26 protein-coding genes are annotated in these 25769 nt (G+C 63.3%); 16 read left to right on the top strand and 10 right to left on the bottom strand.

Features of this window, described 5'->3' with window-relative positions; translation table 11 throughout:
• Positions 1 to 21: 21 nt before the first annotated feature.
• The 6 genes from NKI49_RS08975 to NKI49_RS08950 form a co-directional block, all read right to left on the bottom strand.
• Complete coding sequence (locus NKI49_RS08975; protein ID WP_352599585.1) at positions 22 to 429, bottom strand: DUF3168 domain-containing protein; 408 nt, start codon at positions 427 to 429, stop codon at positions 22 to 24.
• A 138-nt stretch (positions 430 to 567) separates the two neighbouring features.
• Positions 568 to 1374, bottom strand: coding sequence for an ABC transporter permease (locus tag NKI49_RS08970; RefSeq protein ID WP_352599583.1), 807 nt, complete (start codon positions 1372 to 1374; stop codon positions 568 to 570).
• A 2-nt stretch (positions 1375 to 1376) separates the two neighbouring features.
• Positions 1377 to 2210 (bottom strand): ABC transporter permease, encoded by an 834-nt coding sequence (locus NKI49_RS08965; RefSeq protein ID WP_352599581.1) that lies wholly within the window; start codon positions 2208 to 2210, stop codon positions 1377 to 1379.
• Between the two features lie 22 nt (positions 2211 to 2232).
• Positions 2233 to 3348 carry an ABC transporter substrate-binding protein gene (locus tag NKI49_RS08960; protein WP_352599578.1) on the bottom strand — a complete coding sequence of 372 codons (1116 nt, stop codon included), beginning with the start codon at positions 3346 to 3348 and terminating at the stop codon, positions 2233 to 2235.
• 72 nt (positions 3349 to 3420) lie between these two features.
• The gene (locus tag NKI49_RS08955) at positions 3421 to 4515 is read right to left on the bottom strand and encodes an ABC transporter ATP-binding protein (RefSeq protein WP_352599575.1); all 1095 of its coding nucleotides are present in this window, start codon (positions 4513 to 4515) and stop codon (positions 3421 to 3423) included.
• A 119-nt stretch (positions 4516 to 4634) separates the two neighbouring features.
• The gene (locus NKI49_RS08950) at positions 4635 to 5531 is read right to left on the bottom strand and encodes a LysR substrate-binding domain-containing protein (protein ID WP_352599573.1); all 897 of its coding nucleotides are present in this window, start codon (positions 5529 to 5531) and stop codon (positions 4635 to 4637) included.
• Between the two features lie 77 nt (positions 5532 to 5608).
• Between NKI49_RS08950 and NKI49_RS08945 the strand changes: the two genes are divergently transcribed.
• The 14 genes from NKI49_RS08945 to NKI49_RS08880 all read left to right on the top strand — a co-directional run bounded on the left by NKI49_RS08945 (position 5609) and on the right by NKI49_RS08880 (position 20472).
• Positions 5609 to 7237, top strand: a complete 1629-nt coding sequence (locus NKI49_RS08945) for a zinc-binding metallopeptidase family protein (protein ID WP_352599571.1) — start codon at positions 5609 to 5611, stop codon at positions 7235 to 7237.
• On the top strand, positions 7224 to 8156 hold the full coding sequence (locus tag NKI49_RS08940) for a dimethylarginine dimethylaminohydrolase family protein (protein WP_352599569.1): 933 nt from the start codon (positions 7224 to 7226) through the stop codon (positions 8154 to 8156). Before NKI49_RS08945 ends, NKI49_RS08940 begins: the two co-directional genes overlap by 14 nt.
• A 160-nt stretch (positions 8157 to 8316) precedes the next feature.
• Entirely contained in the window at positions 8317 to 8934 is a 618-nt protein-coding gene (locus NKI49_RS08935; RefSeq protein ID WP_352599566.1) for a cupin domain-containing protein, read from the top strand.
• Between the two features lie 139 nt (positions 8935 to 9073).
• Positions 9074 to 10015, top strand: a complete 942-nt coding sequence (locus tag NKI49_RS08930) for an ABC transporter substrate-binding protein (protein ID WP_352599563.1) — start codon at positions 9074 to 9076, stop codon at positions 10013 to 10015.
• Positions 10016 to 10113: 98 nt separating this feature from the next.
• Positions 10114 to 10914 (top strand): ATP-binding cassette domain-containing protein, encoded by an 801-nt coding sequence (locus NKI49_RS08925; RefSeq protein ID WP_502899489.1) that lies wholly within the window; start codon positions 10114 to 10116, stop codon positions 10912 to 10914.
• Positions 10911 to 11924 (top strand): ABC transporter permease, encoded by a 1014-nt coding sequence (locus NKI49_RS08920; RefSeq protein WP_352599558.1) that lies wholly within the window; start codon positions 10911 to 10913, stop codon positions 11922 to 11924. Before NKI49_RS08925 ends, NKI49_RS08920 begins: the two co-directional genes overlap by 4 nt.
• A gap of 1 nt (position 11925) precedes the next feature.
• Entirely contained in the window at positions 11926 to 13014 is a 1089-nt protein-coding gene (locus tag NKI49_RS08915; RefSeq protein WP_352599555.1) for a phosphotriesterase family protein, read from the top strand.
• 30 nt (positions 13015 to 13044) lie between these two features.
• On the top strand, positions 13045 to 13815 hold the full coding sequence (locus NKI49_RS08910; RefSeq protein ID WP_027022812.1) for a glutamine amidotransferase: 771 nt from the start codon (positions 13045 to 13047) through the stop codon (positions 13813 to 13815).
• A gap of 2 nt (positions 13816 to 13817) precedes the next feature.
• Positions 13818 to 14729, top strand: coding sequence for a ribokinase (locus tag NKI49_RS08905; protein ID WP_352695609.1), 912 nt, complete (start codon positions 13818 to 13820; stop codon positions 14727 to 14729).
• Positions 14726 to 15574, top strand: coding sequence for a BtpA/SgcQ family protein (locus NKI49_RS08900; protein ID WP_352599757.1), 849 nt, complete (start codon positions 14726 to 14728; stop codon positions 15572 to 15574). Before NKI49_RS08905 ends, NKI49_RS08900 begins: the two co-directional genes overlap by 4 nt.
• Complete coding sequence (locus NKI49_RS08895) at positions 15571 to 16815, top strand: Zn-dependent hydrolase (protein WP_352599553.1); 1245 nt, start codon at positions 15571 to 15573, stop codon at positions 16813 to 16815. Before NKI49_RS08900 ends, NKI49_RS08895 begins: the two co-directional genes overlap by 4 nt.
• Before the next feature lie 252 nt (positions 16816 to 17067).
• Positions 17068 to 19221 carry a transglycosylase domain-containing protein gene (locus tag NKI49_RS08890; protein ID WP_352599550.1) on the top strand — a complete coding sequence of 718 codons (2154 nt, stop codon included), beginning with the start codon at positions 17068 to 17070 and terminating at the stop codon, positions 19219 to 19221.
• Positions 19222 to 19325: 104 nt separating this feature from the next.
• Complete coding sequence (locus NKI49_RS08885) at positions 19326 to 19910, top strand: DUF1214 domain-containing protein (protein ID WP_352599548.1); 585 nt, start codon at positions 19326 to 19328, stop codon at positions 19908 to 19910.
• Positions 19903 to 20472, top strand: a complete 570-nt coding sequence (locus NKI49_RS08880; protein ID WP_352599545.1) for a DUF1254 domain-containing protein — start codon at positions 19903 to 19905, stop codon at positions 20470 to 20472. Before NKI49_RS08885 ends, NKI49_RS08880 begins: the two co-directional genes overlap by 8 nt.
• 55 nt (positions 20473 to 20527) lie before the next feature.
• Here the strand turns inward: NKI49_RS08880 and NKI49_RS08875 are convergent, their stop codons facing one another.
• Positions 20528 to 20713 carry a hypothetical protein gene (locus tag NKI49_RS08875; RefSeq protein ID WP_352599542.1) on the bottom strand — a complete coding sequence of 62 codons (186 nt, stop codon included), beginning with the start codon at positions 20711 to 20713 and terminating at the stop codon, positions 20528 to 20530.
• Positions 20714 to 20924: 211 nt separating this feature from the next.
• On the opposite strand from NKI49_RS08875, the gene NKI49_RS08870 reads away from it, so the two are divergent.
• A complete protein-coding gene (locus NKI49_RS08870; RefSeq protein WP_352599539.1) occupies positions 20925 to 21953 on the top strand; it encodes a hypothetical protein in 1029 nt (342 codons plus the stop codon).
• On the opposite strand, the gene NKI49_RS08865 is transcribed toward NKI49_RS08870, so the two are convergent.
• From NKI49_RS08865 to NKI49_RS08855, 3 genes are all read right to left on the bottom strand, one after another.
• The gene (locus NKI49_RS08865) at positions 21931 to 22278 is read right to left on the bottom strand and encodes a DUF1491 family protein (RefSeq protein ID WP_352599537.1); all 348 of its coding nucleotides are present in this window, start codon (positions 22276 to 22278) and stop codon (positions 21931 to 21933) included. The two genes, NKI49_RS08870 and NKI49_RS08865, sit on opposite strands and share 23 nt — an antisense overlap.
• 72 nt (positions 22279 to 22350) lie before the next feature.
• Positions 22351 to 23112, bottom strand: coding sequence for a peptidoglycan-binding domain-containing protein (locus NKI49_RS08860; protein ID WP_352599534.1), 762 nt, complete (start codon positions 23110 to 23112; stop codon positions 22351 to 22353).
• Positions 23087 to 24835 carry an ATP-binding protein gene (locus NKI49_RS08855; RefSeq protein WP_352599755.1) on the bottom strand — a complete coding sequence of 583 codons (1749 nt, stop codon included), beginning with the start codon at positions 24833 to 24835 and terminating at the stop codon, positions 23087 to 23089. Before NKI49_RS08855 ends, NKI49_RS08860 begins: the two co-directional genes overlap by 26 nt.
• Before the next feature lie 534 nt (positions 24836 to 25369).
• Here NKI49_RS08855 and NKI49_RS08850 point away from each other — a divergent pair.
• The gene (locus NKI49_RS08850; RefSeq protein WP_027022824.1) at positions 25370 to 25723 is read left to right on the top strand and encodes a DUF5330 domain-containing protein; all 354 of its coding nucleotides are present in this window, start codon (positions 25370 to 25372) and stop codon (positions 25721 to 25723) included.
• The last annotated feature ends 46 nt before the right edge of the window (positions 25724 to 25769 follow it).

The following is a 25769-nucleotide window of genomic DNA, read 5'->3' as shown; positions in this document are numbered from 1 at the left end:
ATTCCGGCAACATTGACAGCGTCAGGCGCTTTCCTGCGTCAATGCACGAAAGCGCAGCATCCCATGGTGGACGAGGAGCTCCTCGTCGTAACGGGCCTCGGTGAATTCCAGCGACAGACGCGTCTGACCGCGAGGACCTATCACCAACACCGCGTCGGCGAGGCGAGCCTCGATGGCGTCCATTATGGCAAGCGTTTCGTCCTCGCCCTGGGCTTTCGACCAGACATGCAGCGTGATCAGCTGATCGTCGCTGTTCTCGGCACCCGTATCCCAGTCAAAGGCGCTGGTCTGGCCGCAAGTCACGTAGGGAAAGGCGGCATTGTCGGTTACCCGTTCGAGCAACCCAGCGCCACTCAGCAGCGCCGACAGCGGTGCATCGCTTTTGAGCCTCAAAAACAGTGCCTGCTGCAAATCGCCGGGCGCGGTCATCGTCCTTGTCCTCTTGCCAGTGCGGTGGCGACCGGTGCTGCCTTGCCAGATACAGCCATTCGCCGCACGCAGGCGGTGGCGATCATCGGAAGGAGGAATGCCGACGATCTCGAAAATACGAATTCGCCGACAGGCTCTTCAGCTGATGTCGCGCAGCCTAACGATGAAGCTGCGAAGCGCAAGCACCAGCACCGTGATGATGATCAAGATCACCGAAAGGGCTGCGATCGCAGGATCGATGTTGTCGCGCAGGCCCATCCACATCAGCCGTGGCAGCGTGATGGCATTGACCGAGGTGATGAACAGGGTGACGCCAATCTCTTCCCAGGAGAGCACGAAGGACAGCAACGCCGCGGTGACGATGCCGAACTTGATGTTGGGCATGATGACGCGCGTGGCGCGCTCCCATACCGTGGCGCCGAGGCCCCGCGCGGCGAGGTCGATGCGCCGGTCGAGCTGGCTGAGCGAGACCAGGATCAGCACGGTGGCGAAAGGCACCGTCATCACCGAATGCGCCATGGCGACGCCGAGCCAGGTGTCGTAGCCGAAGAAGGAGCTGACGCCGGAGATCGAGGTGAGCAGAAAATAGAGCGTCACCGCCGAGACCACCGGCGGCACCACCATCGGCAACAATACGAAGCCGACCAGAGCGGCTGTGAAGCGCGGCTGGAACATCCACACGCCGAGGCTGAAGCATAGCGCCAGCACGGTGGAGATGGCACTGCTGAGGATGCCTATCCGGATCGAGAGCAGGATGGACTGGAGCCAGCGCGGATCCTCGATCAGCGACCGGTAGTGGCGCAGCGACAGCTCGCCCGACGGCATCGCCAGCATGCGGCTCGGCGTCAGCGAGACCGGGATGACGGCCAGCAGCGGCAACAGCAGGAACAGCGCCACCAGCACGGCGAGGATCAGCGAGACGGGTCCAGGGCGATAAGTCGGCATCGCTACACCAGTTGCTTCGGTCTGACATAGCGGAACAGCAGCGCCATCAGCGCGCCCACGAACAGCACCAGCACGACGCTGATCGCCGCGCCCAGCCCCCAGTCAGGGCTCTGGAATATCCTGAGATAGATCAATTCGGCGATCATCACGCTGCGGCCGCCGCCAAGGATCGCCGGCGTGACGAAGAAGCCGAGCGAAAAGACGAAGACGATCAGCGCCGAGCCAATGATGCCGGAGCGCGTCATCGGCACGAATACCGTCCAGAAGGTGCGCATGCGGCTGGCGCCCAGCCCGCGCGCTGCGAGCAGCACGCGCTCGTCAAGGCTGCGCATGGCGGATGCCAGCGGAAAGACAGCGAAGGGAATGAGGAAGTGCGTCATACCGACGATGACGTCGAACTCGTTGCGCACCAGGGTCAACGGCTCGGAGACGAAGCCGATCGATTGCAGCCAAGTGTTGATCAGGCCGCGATTGGACAACAGCGCCACCCAGCCGAAAGCCCGCGTCAGCACCGAAATCCAGAACGGCACCAAGATACAGAATTCGGCAACGAGGCGCTGGGCCGGCGTGCCGCGCACCCAGACCACGGTGATGGCATAGGCAGCGGCGACCGAGCCGATGGTAACGATGGCGGCAATGCGCAGCGTGCGTATGAACACTGACTGCACGAGGCTATCGGTGAGCAACGCCCGATACTGGCCCAGCCCCGGCGTCGGCAGCGTGAAGCTCCATTTGACGACGCCGAGGAACGGCCAGGCATAGGCCAGCACGAGGAACAGGAGCAGCGGCGCCATCAACAGCGCCGCGCCCATCCTGTTGGAGAGAACGCCTCTCATATCAGGTCAATATCCCCGTCGGTCAGGCGGAGATTATCTTGGTGTATTCGTCGAGCGCGGCGCCGTAGTTCTTGGCATACCAATCCATGTCGAGCGCGATCTGCTTCTTCATGTTCTCGGGGTCGACCGGGTTGATACGCTTCTTGTCGGCCGGGATCAGCGCGTCGGTCGCCGGATTGGCCGGGCCCTGTCCGAGCTTGTCGAACATGACCAGCTGCTTTTGCGGGTCCTGTGCGCTGGCGATGAACTTCATCGCCGCGTCCTTGCCGCCGGGGTTGTTCTTGAGTACGGCAAGCGCACCGGGCGAGATCAGGCCCTGGTCCCAGATGAACTTGATCTTGCCGCCCGAATCCTGCTCGATCAGCGAGGCGCGGGTCGACCAGACGATGGCCATCGAAGCTTCACCGTTGAGCAGCACGCTCTGGCTCTCGGCGCCACCGCCCCAATAGGCGACGATGTTCTCCTTGAAAGCGGCGATCTTGTCATGCGCGCGCTTCAGGTCGAGCGGGTAGAGCGATGCCGGTGCGATGCCGTCGGCCAGCAGGGCGACTTCCCAGCTCGATACGCCCCATTTGTAGAGAGAACGCTTGCCGGGAAACTTCTTCACGTCGAAGAAATCGGCCATGCCGGTAGGTGCATTGCTGCCATATTTTTCGGAATCATACGCGATCACATAGGAGAAGAAATAGGTCGAGGCGGCATAGTCCCAGCCGAAGCCGGGGCGCATCTTCTTCTTGTCGACGATTGTGTAGTCGATCGGCTCGAGCATGCCTTGCGCACCGAGCGTGATGGCCGAGAACGGGTCGACGTCGACCAGGTCCCAGGTGGGCGCGCCGCTCTTGAACTGCGCCGCAATGGCGCCTTCGGTCGGGCCCGAGCCGTCCATCTTGACGGTGATGCCGGTATCCTTGGTGAAGGCCTGGCCGTAGGCGGCGTCGTAAGCCGTGATGGCGTCGCCGCCCCAGTTCACCAGCACCAGTTCTTTTGCCGCGGCAAAAGATCCGGTCGAGCGCAACAGCATCGGCGTGCCGGCCAGTGCGAGTGCCGCCAACTGCGTGAATTGCCGGCGAGAGATCTCACCGCGAACCGCCCTGGCGGACAGGCTCTCGATGGCTTCTTTCTTGGTATCTTTTGTCATGTCAGTTCCCCTTTTTTGTTGTTGATCATTTCCGGAAAGCCGGTGCGGCGGATATCAGGCCGCGCCAGCCGCTCATTGTCCTCCGTCCGGAAGGAGGAAACCTTTTTCCGCCGGCCACGTCAGCCAGACGGAATTGCCGTTGCTGAGTGCGGCGGCCGCGACTTCATTCGGCACCGAGACAGTCACTCTGGCACCCTGCCGCGTCGTCAGGTCGAGCTTGGTCGCGGCACCCATGTAGGTCGAGGCTATGGCGGTCGCGGCGATGCCGTTCTCGCCGACGGCCGCCTCGCGCGCAATCGACATATGTTCGGGCCGGACCGCGAGAATGGCGTCACCACGGACTTTCTCGGCCTTGCAGTGCATGTTGACGGCGCGATCCTCACAGAGTCCCGTCGAGCCATTGTCGGCCGGGCGTACCCCTTTGAGCGGCAGCATGTTGATCTCGCCGAGGAACTCGGCGACGAAGCGGTTGTCCGGCCTGTCATAGACCTCGTCCGGCGCGCCGACCTGCAGCAGCTTGCCGTGATTGAAGATGGCGACGCGCGACGACAACGCCAGCGCCTCGCTCTGGTCGTGGGTGACGAAGACGAAGGTGGTGCCGGTCTCCTGATGCAGCCGCTTCATCTCGGCCTGCATCTGGCCTCGCAGGCTCTTGTCCAGCGCCGAGAATGGCTCGTCGAGCAGGAGTACGCCGGGTTCGAACACCAAGGCGCGGGCGAGCGCCACGCGTTGCTGCTGGCCGCCGGAAAGCTGCGCCGGCAATTTCTTCTCGTGACCGATCAGGCCGACACGCTCGATCATTTCCCCGACCCGGCGCTTGACCTCGGCGGCTGACTTCTTGCGCACCTTGAGCGGGAAGGCGATGTTAGCCTCCACGCTCATATGCGGAAACAATGCATAGCCCTGGAACACCATGCCGGCGGCGCGCTGCTCGGCCGGACGATCGGTGATGTCGGTGCCGTCGCTGAAGAGCCTGCCCTCGGTCGGCTGTATGAAACCGGCCAAGATCATCAGGAAAGTGGTCTTGCCCGAGCCGGAGGGGCCGAGCAGCGTCAGGAACTCGCCACGGCCTATATTGAGCGTCAGATCGTCCAGCGCACGGAACGAGCCGAAGCTCTTGCCGATCCCGATTGCCTTGATCTCTGCGGCCCGGCCGGGTTGCTGCATTCTGCCTCTTCCTCAGTCCAAGATGAAATCGTAGGCAGGCCGGCGGCTCACCGCAACCGAATAGTTTTCGCCTGATCGGCAAATTTCATTCATCTATGGTGCGTTGCGAGATCGAACTCTCAATACGGCCGAACGCGGTTCTCCGACAGCTTCGACCTCAGCCATCCGCCAAACGCTTCCAGCACCGGGTGGCTCGCCTTGGCATGCTCGGACACCAGGAAATAGGAGCGCGGCGATTTGATCGCTATGTCGAAGGGTTTGACCAGCCGGCCCTCGCTCAGCGCCTTGCGGCTGGTCAGTTCGTCTCCCATGGCGATGCCCTGGCCGGCAATCGCCGCCGAGAAGACGAGGTTCATGTCGGAAAAAAAGATGCCGCCTTCGGTATCCGGGTTCTCGACCTTGGACAACGCCAGCCAGCGCGCCCAGTCCTCGGTATCGCCAAGGTGGAGGAGATTGGCGCGCAGGACATCGGCGGGCCTGGAAAAGCCACCGACCTTGTTGAGCAGCGTCGGGCTGCAGAGCGGCGTGAACGAGATTTCGCACAGCAGCTCGACCGCACGGTTCGGCCAGTTGCCGACACCGAAGGCGATGAAGGCGTCGGCCTCGGCGTTGCTGACGTCGTCGAGCCGCCTGGGCGTCAGTATATGCAGCGCCACATCCGGATACATCTGCCGGAACTCGGCGATATGGGTGCACAAAAACAGCGAGGCGAAGCCCGGCGTGCAACTGACGGCGAACGAACCGCCGACGCCAGTACCTGCATCGCGCGTCACCGCATCGCCGAGCACGGTCAGCGCCTTGCGCACGTCGCTGGCATAGCGTTGGCCGCGTGGCGTCAGGGCCACGCCCTTGCCGATGCGCTCCAGGAGGTCGAAGCCGAGATCGCGTTCGAGCAGGCGAAGTTGATGGCTCACCGCGCTGCGGGTCAGGTGCAGTTCGTCGGCGGCGCGCCAAACGCTGCCATGGCGGGCGAAACTGTCGAGGGCGCGCAGCGCCTGTGTGGAGGGAATTCTCAAGAGGTGAACCGAATTTGCATGAACCGGGAAAACATATCACTTTTTGGCGAGCCGCTTCACTGCTTTCTTCTCTCGCCATGGAGAAAGCGGTCACCACACCGGCGCAAGCGACCGCGCTTGCCTGCCTCGATGGCATCCAGCCATCGCTGTCGCAATGGACGCGCACGATTTTCGACTACGGCGAGACTGCCTGGCGTGAATATCAGTCGGCCGCCTGGTATGTGGCGCGGCTGAAGCATGAGGGCTTTTCGGTCGAGGAGGGCTCGGGCGGGATGCCGACCGCGTTTTGCGCCCACTGGACGAACGGCGCAGGCCCAACCATCGGCATGTATGCCGAGTACGACGCGGTGCCCGGAAACTGCCAGGACGCAGTGACGGTGAAGCAGGCACGCCCCGGTCTCGGTTTCGAAGCGGGCGGCCACACCGATCCGCATTCGGGATTGGGCATGGCGGGCCTCGGCGGTCTGCTCGCCACCAAGGCTGCGATGCAGCGACACGGCATTCCTGGCACGCTGCGCTTTACCGGTGAACCCGCGGAAAAGGTGCGCGGGTCGAAGCCTATTCACGCGGCCAAGGGCTATTATGACGGCCTCGCCGGCATGATCTCCTTCCATCCCTTCTACATGCTGCCGCTCTGCAACACGGCGCGCTGGGACACGCATTGCGGCGCGGCTTACGCCATGATCTACCGCTTCATCTGCGACGAGCCGGAGAGCTGGGTACTGGCGGGCGACGGCGCGCCGATCCCGCAGGCGCACTCGGCGGTCCGCGCGCCCGGCGCCAACGATGCGCTGATGACGATGTACATGGCCTCCAAGGCGCTACGTGACTCCATGCTGCCGCACCAGGGCGGCTGGTCGATCAGCGAGGCGATCCTGACTGCCGGCCAGGCCACCGCCGACAATCTGCCGGCCGGACTGGCGGAAATCCAGTACATGATCCGCGTGCCGACGCTTGCCATGGCCGAACAGGTCACCGCAGCGCTCGATCGTAATGCCGCCGCCGCCGCCGCGATCAGCGGCTGCCGCTACGAACGGCATTGGGTATCGAAGTCGCGGCCGGGGCTGGCCAACCACGCCATGGCCGAGATCGCCTATGAGGCTCTGTCGACGGTCGGCCCGCCCCAATGGGATGAAGCCGCGAAGGCGATCGCCCGCGAGATCCAGATCAATGCCGGCGGCGTGGCGACCGAAAACCCGTTCATCGACGAGCTGGAGCAACTGGTCGACCCCAAGCAAGCCGAGGCGATCCTGCGGCGTGACCTGCCGCCCTCGCAGGTGAATTCGACCTCGGACGACTACACGGACATGAGCTGGCACGCGCCGACGGCGCGCTTCTATGTCGCCCGTCCGGCGCTGCGCTCCACAAACGGTCGTGCCTATCCGGCCTGGGTGATGAATGCGCTGGGCGGCATTCCGGCGACGATCGATCCGATGGTCACCTGCGCGGCAAAAACGATCGCGTGCTCCGCCCTTCGCCTGCTGGAGGACAAGACGGCCCGCGATGCGGCGATGGCCGAATTCATTGCCCGAACCGCGGGCGGCATTGGCGGCTCGAACTGGATCGCGCCGCTCTGCGACTACGAACCGCCGATCGGTTTTCGCTGGCCGGAATATGTCACCACGCCGCGCGGCCGCGACTGGTGGATCCCAAGCAACCAATCCCCCCAAACCGCCTCACGAGGAGAACTCCATGACCGTTCATGACCGCATCGTCGCCGAGCCGTTTTCGCTGCAGCGCCGCAATCCGGCCGGCGGCACCAAGCCATTGACCGCCTGGGGTTTTGCCAATGAAACCGACGTGCTCACTGATGTGCTGCTCGGCTCGCCCAATTTCCTGCGCCATCTGTCGACCAGCTCGCTGTCGCGCAAGCACCTGCGCGAGGCGCCCTGCAACGTCCAGATCGCGCAGGCGCAGCACAAGGACCTTGTCGCCGCCTATGAGCATTTCGGTGTCAATATCCACTGGCACGAGCCAACGCCGGAGCTGCCGATGCAGGTCTATTCCCGTGATTCCAGCGTCATGACGCCTTATGGCGCTGTGATCACCGCCATGGCCAACTGGTGGCGGCGCGGCGAGAACTACGCCGCGATCCGTACCTACGAAAAACTCGGCATTCCAATCTATGACATGGTTACCGCTGGCACGTTCGAAGGCGGCGACTTCAACGTCATCGAGGATGGCGTGGTGCTGATCGGCTGCGGCGGCGCCCGCACCCAGGAAGAAGGCGCGCGCCAGGTGCAGGGCTGGTTCGAGAAGGAGGGCTGGGAGACCCGTATCGCCTTCATCGACGAATACTACGTTCACATCGACCTGATGGTGGTGCCGATCGCCGAAAAACTGACCGCCGTCTGCCTCGCCTGCACCGAGCCCGGCATCGTCGACTGGCTGAAGGGCAAGGGCCACGAGATCATCGACGTGCCGTTCCAGGACACGATGGCGCTCGGCTGCAATTTCATGTCGCTCGGCAAGGACAGGGTGATCGCGCCGACCTCCAGCCAGACGCTCATCGGCCAGCTCAAGGCGCGCGGGTTCGAGGTCGCAGCGGTCGACATGAGCGAAATCTCCAAGACCGGCGGCGGCATTCATTGCATGGCGCAGGCGCTGAAGCGCGAAGCGGCATAAGGGACCGCCGCTCTCGCCGGCATCGAAACGGCGAGCGCGGCGCCTGCCATGGATGGTCCTCGGCTCCCGTCCGGCGCGTTGTCCGATTTTTCACGGGATGGACAACGCCCGGGATCGGTTTTACGAGTCGGCCCAACCAGCGGAGTTGTTCGCGTCCCCGATGAACAAGATCGATACCCACAACAGCAAGGGCAGCGACGAGCGATCGACCGCCACCAGCCTCTTGCGGCTCGGCACCCGGTTGAAGCTCTCCCGGCAGACGCGTGGGCTGACCTTGAAGGCGCTCGCCGCCGCCGCGAACTGCTCTGAAAGCCTGCTTTCCAAAGTCGAAAACGGCAAAGTCTCGCCCTCGCTTCCCATGCTTCACCGGCTTGTCGAGGTGCTCGGTACGAACATCGGCTGGATGTTCGAGGAGGCCGATGGCGAGGAAGGCATCGTCTTTCGGGCTGGAGCGCGGCCGTTGATCGCACTAGATCCGCTTCGGCGCGGCGAAGGCATCTCGCTGGAGCGTGTCATTCCTTATTCGCCAGGCCATCTTCTGCAGTGCAACATCCATCATATCGAGGCGGGCGGTGAAAGCGCCGGCCCGATCCAGCATGCCGGCGAGGAAGTCGGCTATCTCCTGGAAGGCGCCATCGAACTGATGGTCGGTGAAAAGACGTTTCGCCTGTCCGCCGGCGATTCCTTCGTTTTCAACTCCGAACTGCCGCACTGGTACCGCAATGTCGGCGATGAGCGCGCCAGCATTTTCTGGGTGAACACGCCGGCGACATTCTGATCCGCCGCGCTCCATTTCCTTTCGTTGACACTAATTCAAGTCACTTGACAATAAATCAAGCATCTTGAATTATGGCTGTGCGCCAAGGCGCCAGGTGAGCCCGATCAAGGGCCTTTCGCAAAAACCAAGGGGAACCGGAATGCGTCTTACCAAGATACTTTCAGGCTGCGTCGCAGCCATCGCCATGACCCTCGCGCTTGGCTCTGTTTCCGCCATGGCCGAGACCTATGCGCTGGTGACCATCAACCAGCAGGCTCTGTTCTTCAACCAGATCAATGACGGTGCGACAGCTGCGGCAAAAGCTGCCGGCGTCGACCTCGTCATCTTCAACGCCAACAATGTGCCGAGCGCGCAGAACGACGCGATCGAGAACTACATCACCCAGAAGGTCGACGGCATCATTCTCGTCGCCATCGATGTCAACGGTGTGAAGCCGGCAATCACCGCGGCCAAGGCCGCCGGCATTCCCGTCATCGCCATCGACGCGCAGATCCCGAATGGCGACAACGTCGCCTTCGTCGGTGTCGACAACACCAAGGCCGGTGAGGATATCGGCAAGTTCTATGCCGAATACGTCAAGGCCAAGCTGAACGGAACCGCCAAGATCGGCGTCGTCGGCGCGCTCAATTCGTTCATCCAGAACCAGCGCCTCGACGGCTTCAAGAAGGCCGTCACCGACAGCGGCCAGAAGGTCACCTTCCTCGACACCGTCGATGGTCAGAACGTGCAGGACGTAGCACTTTCCGCCTCCGAAAACCTGATGACCGCCAATTCCGACATGACGACGCTTTACGCGACCGGCGAGCCGGCGCTGCTCGGCGCGGTTTCCGCCGTCACCAGCCAGGCTCGCACCGGCGACGTCAAGGTGTTCGGCTGGGACCTGACCAAGTCGGCTGTGCAAGGTCTCGAAGAGGGCTGGGTGGTCGCCGTCGTCCAGCAGGATCCGGCCGGTGAAGGCAAGGCTGCCATCGAAGCCTTCGTCAAGCTCAAGAAGGGCGAGAAGATCGAGCCGATCATCAATGTTCCGATCACCATCGTGACCAAGGAAAATGTCGGCCAGTTCAAGGACATGTTCAAGTAAGATCCTCCCCGGACAGCCGGGCTGCGCATCGACCTCACGGATTGCGTGCGCAGCCCGGCAGCCTATCATTCGAACATGCCGCGCAGAGAACTGGAACCATGATGAGCGATGGCGAGACCTACCGCGTCAGGATGACCGGTATTTCCAAACGATACGGCCCTATCCAGACGCTGGACGATGTCTCACTGAACCTGAAGCCTGGCGAGGTGCTCGGTCTGGTCGGCGACAATGGCGCCGGCAAATCCACCCTGAGCAAGGTTCTGTCCGGCGCGGTCATTCCGGATTCCGGCACGATCGAGATCGATGGCAGACCTGTATCCTTTTCGTCACCGGCCGATGCCCGCGCCGCACGGGTGGAGATGGTCTACCAGGACCTTTCGCTCTGCGACACGGTGGATGTGGCGGGCAACCTCTTCCTCGGCCGCGAACCGCGCCGCCACGTTCTCGGCGTTCCCTTTCTCGACAACAAGCGCATGCATGACGAGACCCGCGAAATGCTCGACCGGCTCGGCATCGTCATCGCCGACACGACGCTCAAGGTCGAAAACCTCTCCGGCGGGCAGCGCCAGTCGATCGCCATTGGTCGCGCCGCTTCCTTCGACCCGTCGGTGCTGATCATGGACGAGCCGACAGCCGCCCTTGCGGTGGCGGAAGTCGAGGCGGTCCTGGAACTCATCCGCGCCGTCAGCGCCCGTGGTGTCAGCGTTATCCTCATCACCCATCGGCTGCAGGACCTGTTCCTGGTCTGTGACCGCATCCAGGTCATGTATGAGGGCCGCAACGTCGCCGAACGAAAGATCGGCGACACCAGCATCGAGGAGGTCGTCAACCTGATCGTCGGCCGGAAATTCATGGCCCGTTCGGCCCGCGCCAGCCGCGACGAGGAGGTACAGCCATGAACGTCACCTCCGCCGATGTTGGCGCCCCGCCGGCCAAGCGCGCCCACAACAGCACTTGGAGGGATGTGGCGATAGCCAATGGCAGCGTCGTATCCATTGCGCTGTTCTTCATCGTCGTCTGCGTGGTCTTCTCGCTGATCACCGGCTCCTTCCTGACGACGCCCAACCTGCTCAACATCGTGCGCCAGTCAGCGCCGCTGCTGATCGTCGCGGCAGCGATGACCTTCGTCATCACCACCGGCGGCATCGATCTTTCGGTCGGTTCGGTGCTGGCCCTGACGGCGACACTGTCGGCCGTCTTGCTTCAGGCTGGCCTGCCATGGCCGCTCGTCATCATCGCCATGCTGGCGCTCGGCGCGGCGATCGGCGCCTTGCAGGGCTTCTTCATTGCCTATGAGCGGATACCGGCTTTCATCGTCACGCTCGCCGGGCTCTCGGTCATTCGCGGGGTGGCGCTGCTGATCACCGGCGGCTACTCGATCCCGGTCGAGCCGACGAGTTTCTTCGTCAACATCGGCAGGGCCTGGTTTCTCGGTGTTCCCGTACCCGCACTGCTCGCCCTTGTCGTCCTGATCGTCGCCTATCTCGCCTTCAACCAGACGCCGTTCGGCCGCTACGTCACCGGCATCGGGGCCAATGCCGAAGCCGTGCGCCGCGCCGGCGTCGATACACGCTTCACGACGCTCTTCGTCTATGTCCTGTCGGGCACGGCGGCGGCGGCGGCCGGTATTGTTCTTGCCGCCCGGCTGGGTTCCGGCTCGTCGAATTCCGGCCAGGGTTTCGAACTCGATGTCATCGCCGCCGTAGTGCTTGGCGGCACCAGCCTGTTCGGCGGGCGCGGTACGATCATCGGCACGGTGCTCGGTGCGTTGACCGTCGCGGTCATCGGCAACGGCCTGATCCTCGCGCACATGTCGCCCTTCCTGACGCCGATCGTCACCGGCACAATCATCCTCGTCGCCATCTGGCTGAATTTCCGCCTGTTCAAGGGCGCCACGCGGAGCCGCTGACATGGATCACCTGTTCGACAACACGCCGAAACAACGGGTGCCGATCGGCGTTGGCTCTGGCACCGTGATCACGGTTACCGGCCCGGTCGCGATCGCCGACATGGGCGTGACGCTGATGCACGAGCATATCCTGCTGGATGGCGCGACATCGTGGAAATGCCCATGCCATCCCGACGAGAAGAAGATCGCCGAACAGCCGGTCAGCATGGAGATCATCGGCGAGCTGCGGATGAATCCCTACATGAACCGCGATAACGTCTCGCTCGACGACAGCGACCTGGCGCTTTCGGAACTGGCGAAGTACCGGGCGCTCGGCGGCCATACCGTGGTCGACGCCACCAATATCGGTATTGGCCGCGATCCGGTGAAGCTGGCTCGCATCGCCCGCGCCTCCGGACTGCGCATAGTCATGGGAACAGGCTTTTACTTGCAGCACACCCACCCCGAATGGCTGAAGGCGATGGACGTCGACGACGTCACCGAATTCCTCGTCAATGATGTCGGCGGCGGGTCGACACAGCCCGAAATCATGGCCGGCATCATCGGCGAGGTCGGCGTCAGCAAGGACTTTACCGACGAGGAGCGCAAGTCGCTGCGGGCTTCGGCCCGCGCCGCCAAGATCACCGGCGTGCCGCTGACCATCCATCTGCCGGGTTGGGAACGGCTGGCGCATGACGTGCTTGATGTGGTGGAGGCTGAAGGCGCCGATCTCAGGCATACGGTGCTTTGCCACATGAATCCGAGCCACAACGATCTCGCCTACCAGAAAAGCCTCGCCGCGCGCGGCGCTTTTCTGGAATACGACATGATCGGCATGGATTTCTATTATGCCGACCAGGACGCGCAGTCGCCTTCCGACGAGCAGAATGCGCAGGCGATCCGCTCGCTGATCGACATGGGGCTGGTCGACCGGATTCTGCTGTCGCAGGACGTCTTTCTCAAGATCATGCTGACGCGTTTTGGCGGCTTCGGCTACAGCTTCATCCTCAAGCATTTCGTGCCGAGGCTGAGACGCCATGGCGTCGAGCAGTCGGCAATCGACCGCATGCTCATCGACAATCCAATGACCGTGTTCGGCGAAGGCCCCTGAGCCGCGGCTCCAAGCAACAAGGGAATATACATGTCCAGGAAGAAGGTTCTTCTCGCAGGCGAGTCCTGGGTCTCGACCGCGACCCATATCAAAGGCTTCGACCAGTTTCCGACCGTGACCTATCACACCGGCGCCGATGAACTGCTGACAGCGCTGAAGGATGGTCCGTTCGACGTCACCTTCATGCCGGCGCATGAGGCACAGCGAAATTTCCCGCAGACGATGGAAACGCTTTCGGCCTATGACGCGGTCGTACTTTCCGATCTTGGCGCCAACACGCTGTTGCTTCACCCCGACACCTGGATCCATTCCAAACCAACACCGAACCGGCTGCGCCTGCTGCGCGACTATGTCGGCAATGGCGGCGGCCTGTTGATGTTCGGCGGCTATTACAGTTTCCAGGGCATCAATGGCGGCGCGCGCTATCACAAGACGCCCGTCGAGGAGGTTCTACCGGTCACCTGCCTGCCGGTGGACGACCGCGTCGAGGTTCCCGAAGGCTATGCGCCAGTCGTTGTCGGCCCGCAGACCCATCCGATCCTCAAGGGCATCGGGAAGGATTGGCCAATCCTGCTCGGCTTCAACGAGGTCGCCGTCAAGGACGGCGCGGAGGTTCTCGCCACGGTGTCGTCCGACTACCGTTCCCTGCCACTGCTGGTTACCGGCAAATATGGCAAGGGCCGTACCGTTGCCTGGACTTCGGATGTCGGCCCGCACTGGCTGCCGCCGGGCTTCATCGCCTGGAATGGCTACAAGACGCTGTTCGAACAGATGCTGGGCTGGGCAACGGCCAGGGATTAGCCATGCGCGTCCATGTCGTCGGCAATGTCTGCGTCGATACGACGTTTCGGCTGGACCGGTTTCCGCGGCCTGGCGAGACGCTGAGCGCATCGGAACATGGCGACGGACTTGGCGGCAAGGGGGCGAACCAGGCGGTGGCCGCCGCGCGTACGGGAGCCGACGTCCGCTTCCATGCGGCGATCGGCAACGATGCCGCCGGAGCATGGATAAGCGAGCAGTTGCGCCGCGATCTCGATGCCAGCCATCTGACGATGCTGGCGCTGCCCAGCGACCGGTCGACGATCCTGGTCGATGTGCGGGGCGAGAACCTCATCGTCACCGGCGCCAGTTGCGCCGCCGCCTTCGATCCCGTGGCTGACGGCGGCTTCATCCGATCGGTCGAGCACGGCGATATCTTGATGATGCAGGGCAACCTTGGTGCGGATGTGACGGCGGCTTGCCTCAGGGCGGGGTGCGATGCGGGAGCCGTTACTATCTTCAATCCCAGCCCGCTTGTTGCCAGCCGTGCACCCAGTTTGAGCGCCGTCGGCCTTGCAATCGTCAATGCGGGCGAAGCGGAGCAATTGACCGGAGCCAGCGACCCTGCCGCGGCAACCCGCGAATTGATCCGCCGGGGCGCCGACACCGCGATCGTGACGCTTGGCGCGGGTGGCTGTCTGGTGGCCGATGGCGAAGGACGGATCGACCGGTTCGCGGCGCCGAGCGTGGCCGTGCTAGACACCAGCGGCGCGGGCGATGTCTTTTGCGGCTGCCTCGCCGGCTGCCTTGCAGGCGGCATGGACCTCGCCACGGCGGTGCGGATCGCGGTACGCGCCGCGGCGATCTCGGTCGGACGCGCCGGAACGCTCGAATCCTGCCCCGACAGACGCGAGATGAAAATACTCATGGAAACGACGGAAGCGGAAACCGCATGACAAAATCCACAAAATCCATCGGTTCCAAACAGGTCGCCAATGACGCGCTGCGGTCGATCTTCGGCAGAAGCAAAGTGGTGATCGGCGTCGTTCACCTGGCACCCCTGCCAGGCGCGCCACGCTACGATGGCGAGGCGGTCGAGGCCATCTACCAGCGGGGCCTCGACGACGCCAAAGCCTATCTCGATGGCGGTTGCGACGGCGTGATCGTCGAAAACCACGGCGACGTGCCGTTCGCCAAGCCGGACGACATCGGGCCCGAAACCTCCGCCTATATGTCCGTCGTCTCCGATCGGATCCGCAGGGAACTCGGCCGGCCGATCGGCATCAACGTACTCGCCAATGCCTCCATTCCCGCGCTGTCGATCGCCAGTGCCTCCGGCGCGGCCTTTGTCCGCGTCAATCAATGGGCCAATGCCTATGTCGCCAATGAGGGCTTTATCGAAGGCGAAGCGGCGCGCGCCATGCGTTTCCGCGCCAGACTTCGGGCCAACGGCATCCGCATCTTCGCCGATGCGCATGTCAAGCACGGTGCCCATGCGATCGTCGCCGACCGGCCGGTCGAGGAACAGGTCAAGGACCTGGTCTTCTTCGACGCCGACGCGGTGATCGCCACCGGCCAACGCACCGGCCATGCCGCCGACCTCGGCTACATCAGGATGATCAAGGACGCCGCTGGACTGCCGACGCTTGTCGGCAGCGGCGTGACGCCCGAAAACGCCAACGATATCCTCGACATCGTCGACGGCGTCATTGTCGCCAGTTCGCTGAAACATGATGGCGTCTGGTGGAACCAGGTCGATAGGCAGCGGGTAAACGCCTTCATCCGCGGTCTCAAGCGGTGACTTTGGTGCCGGAGATCGACGGCGAGCGGCTGCTCGGACGGCTCGACGCGTTCGCCCGGATCGGCGCGACTCCCGCCGGGGGCGTCAACCGGCAGGCGTTCAGTGCGGAGGACCGCGGCGCACGGCGCCTGCTGGCGGAACTCGCGAAGGAGCGCGGCTTCGCCGTTTTTCAGGATGGCATCGCGAACCTCTTCATCCGCCGCGATGGCGTGGATGCCAGGCTGCCGCCGCTGTTGATCGGCAGTCATCTCGACAGCCAGCCGACCGGCGGACGCTTCGACGGTGCGCTCGGTACGCTTTCCGCCTTCGAGGCGTTGGAGGCGCTGGAGGACGCGCAGGCCGAAACCCGAATGCCAATCGAGGTCGTTGCCTGGGCCAATGAAGAGGGCAGCCGCTTCGCGCCGGGTGCGATGGGCTCCATGGCCTTCGCCGGCACCGACGTCGCCGCATGGAAATCGATAGTCGGTAGCGACGGCGCGTGCCTCGGGACGGAGATCGAGGCAACGATCGCTGCCTTGCCGGAGGCGGGCCTTCGTCCGCTCGGCATGTCGATATCAGGCTATATCGAGCTGCATATCGAACAGGGACCGTCCCTGGAACAGGAGCGATTGCCGATCGGTGTCGTCACCGCCGTTCAGGGCACGCGCTGGCTGGAAGTTTCCATTGAGGGCGCTGCGGGTCACGCCGGTACGACCGCCCTCGCCTACCGCAGGGATCCGATGGTCGCCGCCGTTGCCGCAATGCACAGGCTGCAGACGACTATCATGCCGCTCGATAGCCGCGCGCGGTTCACGGTGGGCCGGGTAGCCGCTCAGCCGGGATCGATCAACGCCATACCGCAATCCGTGATCTTCACCGTCGACATCAGGCATCCGCAGCCGGAGCGGCTCGAGGCCATCGAGGCCGAGGTGCGCCAGGTCTGCGCGGCGGAGGCAGGAGCCCAGTATTGCTCGGCAGTGATCAGACGGTCGTTCGACATGCCGGGGGCGGCATTCTCTCCCGACATGGTGAAAATAGTCGAGGAGGCAGTCCGTTCGCTGCGGCTACCGCACAAGCAGATAATATCGGGCGCATTCCATGACGCGCTGTTCCTCTCTCGGGTGACGCCCGCCGCGATGATTTTCGTGCCCTGCCGTGACGGGCTTAGCCACAACGAAGCGGAATATGTAGAGCCCGCCCACGCGGTCATCGGCGCGCGGGTTCTGCTGCAGGCAGCAATCGCGGCGGCCTCGCCGCGATGATCGTTTGAAGCACTGCCTTCTGGCAGGATGATCGCTCCGACCTTGGGCCAGCCAGATCAAGACGCGCGGCTTCGAGGCGGCGGCGGTCGCCATCCATGCCTGCCCCCGCCCTTTGCGCCAACAAACCGTGCGCTGTGCCCTGGCCGCCCTTGTGAGTGCCCGCAAAATGGATGAATAGTCGGGGCGGAGCGCTGCCCTGAAATTGTCTGCTTGCGGTTTTCAGGTCATGCCACAGCCGAGCCGGGTTTTTGAATGGTCAGCCCTGAACCGCGCAAGAGAAGAGGTCCGATCGCCTCCCGCCTGCTGGCGCTGGATGCCTGGATCGATTCCTCGCTCTACGAGATCGGCTTCAAGGCGCGCCAGTTCTGGGAAGCGGCGACGATCTTCTCCCGGCACTTCCGCTTCACCGGCTGGCGTCGCGGCATCATCGAACTGCTGAGCGAAGGCTTTACGCTGGGTGCCGGCGGTATCGTGGTGATGCTGGCATTGGCCATTCCGGCCTTCCAGGATACGGCAGGCGACTGGCGCGCGCAGGGCGACTTCGCCGTCACTTTCCTCGATCGCTATGGCAACGAGATAGGCCAACGCGGCATCATCCAACGCGACTCGGTGCCGGTCGACGAGATGCCTGATCATGTCATCAAGGCGGTGCTCGCCACTGAAGATCGCCGTTTCTTCGATCACTACGGCATCGACGTGCTGGGCCTTTCGCGCGCAATCTTCGAGAATGTGCGGGCGAACTCCGTCGTCCAGGGCGGCTCCAGCATCACCCAGCAACTGGCCAAGAACCTGTTCCTCACCAATGAGCGCACGTTCGAACGCAAGATCAAGGAAGCCTTCCTGTCGCTGTGGCTCGAGGCCAATCTGTCGAAGAAGGAGATCCTGCAGCTCTATCTCGATCGCGCCTATATGGGCGGCGGCACGTTCGGCATCGAGGCGGCCGCCGACTTCTATTTCGGCAAGAGCGTCAAGGACCTGAACCTTGCCGAGGCGGCGATGCTTGCCGGCCTGTTCAAGGCGCCGACCAAATACGCTCCCCACATCAACCTGCCGGCGGCGCGCGCGCGCGCCAATGTGGTGCTGTCCAATCTTGTCGATTCCGGTTTCATGACCGAGGGCCAGGTGCTGCAAGCAAGATTGCACCCAGCCGATGTGGTCGACCGCGGCGAGCAGAAAAGCCCCGATTACTTTCTCGATTGGGCCTTCGACGAGGTCAAGAAAATTGCCAAACCCGGGCAGCATTCACTGGTTGCCCACACCACTTTCGACGCCAACATCCAGAAGGCGGCGGAGGAGTCGGTGGAATTCCATCTGCGCCAGTTCGGCAAGGAATACAATGTCACCGAAGGCGCTGTCGTCGTCATCGAGACGAACGGCGCGGTGCGGGCCATCGTCGGCGGCCGCGACTACGGCACCAGCCAGTTCAACCGCGCCACCAAGGCGTTGCGCCAGACCGGCTCGTCGTTCAAGCCCTATGTCTACGCAACCGCGATGGAACACGGCTTCACACCGAACTCGGTCATTTCGGGTGGTCCGATCAGCTGGGGCGCCTGGTCGCCGCACAATTACAGTGGCGGATCGGCCGGCAACGTCACGCTGCTGATGGCGATGGCCAAATCGATCAACACCGTGCCGGTTCGGCTGGCCAAGGATTACCTCGGCATTCCCCCGATCAAGGCGATGGCGGAATCGTTTGGCGTGGAATCGCCACTCGAGGGGCACAAGACCATGGTGCTCGGCACCTCGGGCATGACGGTGATGGATCAGGCGACGGGCTACAGCGTGTTCGCCCAGAACGGCTTCGTCGGCTCCCGGCACGGCATTGCGCAACTCGTCACCCGCACCGGCGAAGTGGTCTACGATTTCGCCAAGGACGCGCCACCGCCGCACCGCGTCCTGTCCGAGCAAGCGCTGAAATCGATGAACACGATGCTGGCGGCGGTGCCGGCGATAGGCACGGCGAGACGCGCCCAGTTGCCCAATATCGTCGTGGCCGGCAAGACCGGCACGACACAATCCTACCGCGATGCCTGGTTTGTCGGCTTCACCGGCAACTACACCGCGGCCGTGTGGCTGGGCAATGACGATTTCACCCCGACCAAGAAGATGACGGGCGGCTCGCTGCCGGCGATGGTGTGGCAGCGCCTGATGGTCTACGCACACCAGAATATCGACCTGAAGCCGATCCCCGGGATCGACAAACCCTTTGTCGACGAGGAGATCGCGGCCAAGGCCGCGGACGCGCAGAACAAGAACGACGAGCAGGCCGCGACCGATGCCGCCGCCGAACGGCCGGCGGTACTGTCGGGCCGGACCACGCAGACTTTGAGGGACATGACCAAGCTGTTCCTGTCGGCACCTGCCATAGATCCACCAGCATCGCCCGAGACGCTGTCGGCGCTGTGATTCTTTCTGAGTGGCTTAAGCGGGCAAATCCGGTCGGCCCGCTTGCCACGAGGCACCACGCCGCGATATCCCCGAGCGGCAATTCTTCATGTACCGGCCCCTTCATGCTCAAGAATGCCTTCCTGACGCTGCTTTCGCTTGCCATAGCCATTGGCGGCGGCGGCGCCAGCGTCTGGTATGCACTGAAAATCCAGGATGGCGTCGGCGCGATCAGGATCGGCCAATGGACCGCCTTTCCCGATATCGGCACACCGGCCGCGGACCCCTATTCCAAGGCTCGCGTGGCGCGCGAGGGCGTGCTTGCGCTCGGCCGCGCCGAAGGGCTGTCCTTCGTCGCCGAAAATGACGCTGCCGGCGACCAGCTCAAGCGCGAATGCACCTACACGATCGAGGGCGGATTTCCGACCGCCCGGTTCTGGACGCTTTACGCCGCCGATCAATCGCTTGGCGTGGTCGAAACCGGCAAATCGCGGCTTGCCGCGCTTCAATCCTATGAGGTGCTGCGCCAATCCGACAATTCGGTGATCATTTCCGTCGGCCATCACCCGATGCCCGGCAACTGGCTTTTGACCGACGGCTTCGGCAGGATGTATTTCGTGCTGACATTCTACGACACACCGATCGCCAGCAGCACCGGCCTGTCCGATGTTTCGCTGCCCAGGATCGCGAAGGTCGGCTGCGATGCGTAGTTTCAACGCCGCGATGCGCAGGCTTCTGCATGCCGTCCTGCTCGGCCTCATCGGCGCCGGCATCGTGCATATCGTCGTCCTGCTTCTTGTGCCTGAATTTTCAGAACGCGACGCCTGGTCGCGGCTGTCCATGGTCTCGGATCTCTATCGGATGAACCGGCTCGATGCCGAGGCCGGCGGCGCGCCGGTGGTGAAATCGGTCGACCCGCTGTTCTACGCCACTGCCTGCCGCTTCGACCTGGACGAGGGAATGGTCCGGATCAAAGCGCCGGGAAACGTGCCGTTCTGGTCGGTATCGGTCTATGACCGCGGCGGCCACAACATCTATTCCTTCAACGATCGCACGGCGACCGGCGGCGTGCTGGATGCCGTGGTGTTGACGCCGGCGCAGATGATCGACGTGCGCAAGGATCTTCCCGAGGATCTGCAAGGTGCGATCTTCGTCGAAGCGCCGATCGACGAAGGTATTTTCGTTATCCGCAGCTTCGTGCCGGACGACAGCTGGAAGCCTATCGTGTCGCGCTTTCTCGATCAGAGTTCCTGCGAGCTGCAGGATTTCTAACGGTCGGTGGCGCAATTCCGGACGGAAACCGCCGCGCACTTTTCCTGGAATTGCTTCAGTGATGCGGCATCGGCGTTCGTGGCGATCCCGGCTTGTCGGGCCCGGCGGGCCGCGCTTCGCCGGTGTTGGACCGCTCGTACCGGATGCCGGGAAAGATGATCACCGCCGCCGGTATTTCGGTCGCTTGCTTTGCCCGATTGCTCGGTGCCGTTCTCGGCACGAAAGACAGTACCATGCCCATGGTTCGCGCATTCCTCTCGGTTTCCCCGGAGCACAACGCAACGCCTCCAAATATCATTAAGGCCGGCAGAGGGTTAACGGAGCGCTAACGGATCGTCGCTAACTTGATCTTTGTTCTGAGGTCAGGGCGTTCTGGCCTGAGGCAATCGCGAAACCGACATGGTCCCGGTCAAGCGTAATCAAGTGTGTGTCTGTTATCGGGCGTATCCTTCGTGTCATCTTCGGACTTCAGGCAAATCGCGGCACGGACGGAATCGGGAAAGGCCGAAAGGCTGTTTCGCGCCTCGGTGTCGGCGTTCTGCTCGCTCACCCGTCCGTCGCGCCGTGAGATCGGCCAGCTTGAGGACCTGACGCTGCCGCTGTTCGACCATGTATCCGTCGAATCGCGACGCTATGTGGCAGCCGCGCTTTCGGAATGTGAATATGCGCCTGCCGCGCTGGTGCGCCGTCTCTGCGAGGAACCGGTCGACATTGCCGCGCCGCTGCTCATCCGCTCGCGCGCGGTCAGCGATATCGACCTGATTGCGTTGATTGGCCGGCATGGGCTGCCGCACGCGCGCGCCATCGCGCGCCGCAAGGATTTGAACCCGACCATCGCCGATCTGATCAGGGCACTCGAAAGGCCGACCCTGGTGCGGGTGCGGGACCCGCAGACGGAGAACCCCGCGGAACAAGCCATCGCACCCGGCAAGGCAGAAGCGGCCGCAAGCAGCACCACAAAGCAACAGGCGCCCGGCATTGCCGCCGAAGACGCGCGGCACAGACTGCGTTCCATGATGCGCACCGGCGATCAAGCGTTGGCGGCGAAGGTCGATGCGTTCTCCGGCGCGGACATCTACGTCAAACTGCGCGAGACAGCGCTGACGGGAAACGCAGCGTTCTTCCAGACGGCGCTCGCGGACGTCCTCGACATCGATTTTTCGACCGCGCGATCATTGGTCGCCAGCCAGAACTATGCCTCGCTGCTTGCGGCGCTACGGTCGCTCGACCTGAGCGAGGACCGGGCGTTCCTGATCACGGTTGCCGTCTATCCCGGCCAGTTTCCACACCCGCAGGCGATCCGCACCTTCCTCGACCGCTACCGTCTGCTGCACCGCGATGTGGCCCTGGAGAGGGTGCGGGGATGGAAAGCCGAGCCCGCGCCCACGCCGGTTAGCGAAGCCGCGGCCGCGAACAGCGATAGCAGCAAGGCATCGACCGGCGACGATACCGCCCGCCTCAGGGCGTCTTCACGGAAATAAGCTCCTCGACGGGAACGGTGCCGGCCTCGATCTCGACCACCCAGATGTCGGGATCGAACTTCTTTTCCCTCTCCAGTCGCGCGTCCAGGACGGCGGGGTCATCGCCGGCGGCGAGAAGGCTGAAGAAGCGGTCGTCGGGCTTGGCCGAATCATAGCTTGTCTGCGGCGCCGGTCCGTAGAGGGCCATTTCGCCCAGCCTGCCTCGCGCCAGAACGAAAACAGCACCGGCTTCTGTCGCGCCGCGCTTGACCACGGCGGCAAATCCGCTGGCGCCGAAAACCCGTCGCAACAGGGCTGAAACCCACAGGTCCGTGGTAACGCGCATGACAAAACTCCGGAAAGCGTGCGGGCTATCTACCGATATTTCCGCCGCCCGGCGAGGCGTCGTTTTCAGCCGTCAGTTAGTCAGGCCGATCTCCCGCATCTTGACGTAGACGATCTCATCGGGCTCGCCGGTCTGCGGTAGGCCGAACAGGGACTGGAATTCCTTGATCGCTGCCTTGGTGCGGGCGCCGACGACGCCGTCCAGTTGCATGTCGTCATTGCCGAACGCCTTGAGTCCGGCCTGTATCTTGACGATGCGGGGATCGGGTCCCTCGGGTGCCGCGCCTGTCTGCAGGGACACCGGAACCGCCGGCGATATTTCGGGACGAGCCTGCGGCTTCGGCACGGCGGCCGTCTTCGGCGTTGCGCCGAGCTGATCCAGCAGGAGTGCATCGATATCCCCGGAAGCGTCGAGGCCGACCTTCTGCTGATAGGCCTGTATGGCCTTGCGCGTGTTGGGGCCCGAAATGCCGTCGACCGTGCCGGCGTAGAAATCGAGGTCCTTCAAAATGCCTTGCACCTGCTCGACCACCGGATCGCCCTTGATCGGTGCCGGCGCTGCATTCGGCCGCACGATGTTGAACGTCGTCTCAGGCTCGTCAGCGGCAGCGTGCGGGAAACCCTGGAAGCTGCGGGTGACGAAAAACGCCCCGGCATGCGGGAAAGGCTGATACCAAAGCGCATTCGCCGAGACATAGAACAGCGTCACCAGAAAGGCCGTCGACCCACCCACCAGGACAGGATTGCGCGAAATCATGCCGCCGACGGCGACGGCTCCGTCCTGAAAGGTACTACGGCGCTTGACCGCCTTACGCTGTTTTGCGGAGCGAGCCATTTCCGTCCCCTTTCGCCCTCGTCAACGGCATCGGCAGCACCCCTGCCTGGCTGGCCGGGCGCCCCTTCGGCCCATTGACCGGCAGACTGATGGTCACCGTGGTGCCCTCGCCCGGCATGCTTTCGATCGTCATGGTGCCTTCGTGCAACGCCACAAGGCCCTTCACCAATGAAAGGCCGAGACCCGTCCCCTCGAAACGGCGGGTATAGTCGTTCTGGATCTGCATAAAGGGCTTGCCGAGATTGGCGAAATCCTCCTCGGCGATGCCGATGCCGGTGTCCCTGACCCAGAAATGCAGACGGGAGCCGATCCGCTTGGCGCCGACGACGACATCGCCGCCATCGGGCGTGAACTTGATCGCATTGGAGACGAGATTGATGAGTATCTGCTGCACGGCACGGCGATCGGCATTGATGTCGCCTGCGTCCGGCGCGATCTGCGCCTGCAGGTCGATGTTCTTGGCCTGCGCCTGCAGCCGCATCATGGACTGGCACATTTCGACGGCTTCCATGAACCGGAACGGCTCCGGTTCCGTCGCGTAGACACCCGATTCGATCCTCGACACGTCAAGTATGGACGTCACGACGGCAAGCAGATGCTGGCCCGAATCCCGCACCAGAGCGACGTATTCCTTCTGGCGCGGGTCCTTGAAGGCACCGAACATCTCGTGCAGCAGCATGTCCGAGAAGCCGATGATGGCGTTCAACGGCGTGCGCAGTTCGTGGCTCACCACCGCCAGGAACCGGCCCTTTGCCACTTCGGCGGACGCGGCCGCCTCTTTGGCTCCCGCGAGCTCTTCGCGCAGCCCGGCGATCTCGTCATTCTCGCGCAGGACAAGCATGAAGACATCGCCGTGATCTTCACCACGCACCAGTTCGAGCGAGAATGGCCGATAATTGTCGGCGGCCAAGCGATTTTCATTCTGCCCGTTGCCATTCTGCGGCAGCCTGATGCGCAGGTCGAGCCGCCGCGACAGTGCGCCGTCGCGCATATCTGCCAACGCGCTGAGATAGGAGACGCGATCGGAAAGATGGACCCGGTCGAAGAAGCCGGTTCCGGAAAGCAGCTCCGGCGGCAATTTCAAAAGCGTGCGCGCCCTTGCGGAAGCATCCAGGACCTCGCCATGGCGAGCGACGCGCAAGACCACCGCGTCGATGATGTCTTCCAGCCGATCCCCGGCATCCACGATATCGGTCGTAACGGAGCTGTCGCGAAACGCCGATACGCGCGGGATGAGCGTGAGCGCCCAGGCCAGCGGCACCAGCCAATGCCAGGCCGCGATCTGCGCACTCGCGAATGGAAAGAAAGCCGGGGCCAGGGGCTGAAGCGCAATGGCGGTGACGGCTGAAACGGCGCCCCAGAGCGCGGCACGCCGCGAGCCGCCAATCCACCAGGCTTCGTATGGAAGCGCGACGACCAGCATGGCGACAGGAGAGCCCAGCCCGCCGCCGGCGGCGATGAGAGCGCCAAGCGCAGAGCCCGCCATGGCCAGCGCGATCTGGCCCGCCACAGCCATCTTGCCGGTCGCAGCCACCAGCAGTGCGACGAACCAGCACAGACCGAATGCGGCGAAGATCGCGGCCACGGTGACCGCGGCGCCCATGCCAGAAGTGACAAGCGTGACCGCAGTTCCGGCAGCAAAGAATGGAGCGGCCAGCATGACGCCGATGAAGCGGCGCTGGCGCTCGCGGTCGTTCCGCCCAACAATGGACGGATGGACCATCCGTTCGCAGCCGGCGGCCATCGCGCCAGGCAATTCTGCGTATCTGGCCTTGATCGGCATCAACTCAACGCACCCGCACTCGTCGTGAACAGCTCTGCTTTGCAGATTGTTTTGGTTGGCTTTGAAACTCGCATCCAGCGTTTAAAGAATGGATAAGGCTGAGCCGACCAAAGCCCGACCTGCGGCGAATATCGGGACGGCGGCGGTCAAAAACCCGGGCAAATGCAGCCATAGTAAACGGAGGGTTATCCGGGAACGCTTCCCGTCGGCGGACGAGGCGCCGCGGCCGAACCGCGCAATTTTACAGAAACTGCAATGAAACCAGGGGGATAAGTGGTTGTCAGGTGGTAACGAAAATCGTACCGATTTGAAATTAAATCGATTGCAAAACGCTTCGTTTCGAATTTGCCTAAAATTTGCGGAAAATTCTCGCTTTGCCTGCAAGCCGTCCTTTGTGCCTATGTGCCAAGATCCTGCCCACAAAAGAGGTCATGCCAAATGGATGCATGATCCGGTCACGACGAGAGGCAAGGCATGTTCTTCCTGATGAGAATGGCTTTCTGGTTTTCGCTGGTGCTGCTGGCGCTGCCGCTGAGCGTCGGTTCCGACGAGCCAGGTCGGGAAAGCGTCGGGCCGATCCAGGCTCTGTTCGCGGCACGCGACGCCGTCGGCGACATTGCCGGCATCTGCGAACGCAAGCCCGACGTGTGTGAAACCGGCAAGTCGGCGATGCACACCATCACCGCCCGGGCCAAAGAGACCGCCAAGATTGCGGCCGCCATGCTGGACGACAAGTCCGCTGCTGGGCCAGACACCTCGACGACCACCGGCAGCGTGCCGGAAGAAATCGTCCTGCCCGAGACCGTCAACCTGCCGGTGCGGAATTAGGCCGTTTCGACGGCGCACCGCGGGTCTGTCTGCCCTCTCGACGCCC

Origin of the sequence: Mesorhizobium sp. M0587 (assembly GCF_040320945.1) — a bacterium.
GTDB lineage: Bacteria > Pseudomonadota > Alphaproteobacteria > Rhizobiales > Rhizobiaceae > Mesorhizobium.
This window is presented reverse-complemented; position numbering and strand designations above follow the sequence as displayed.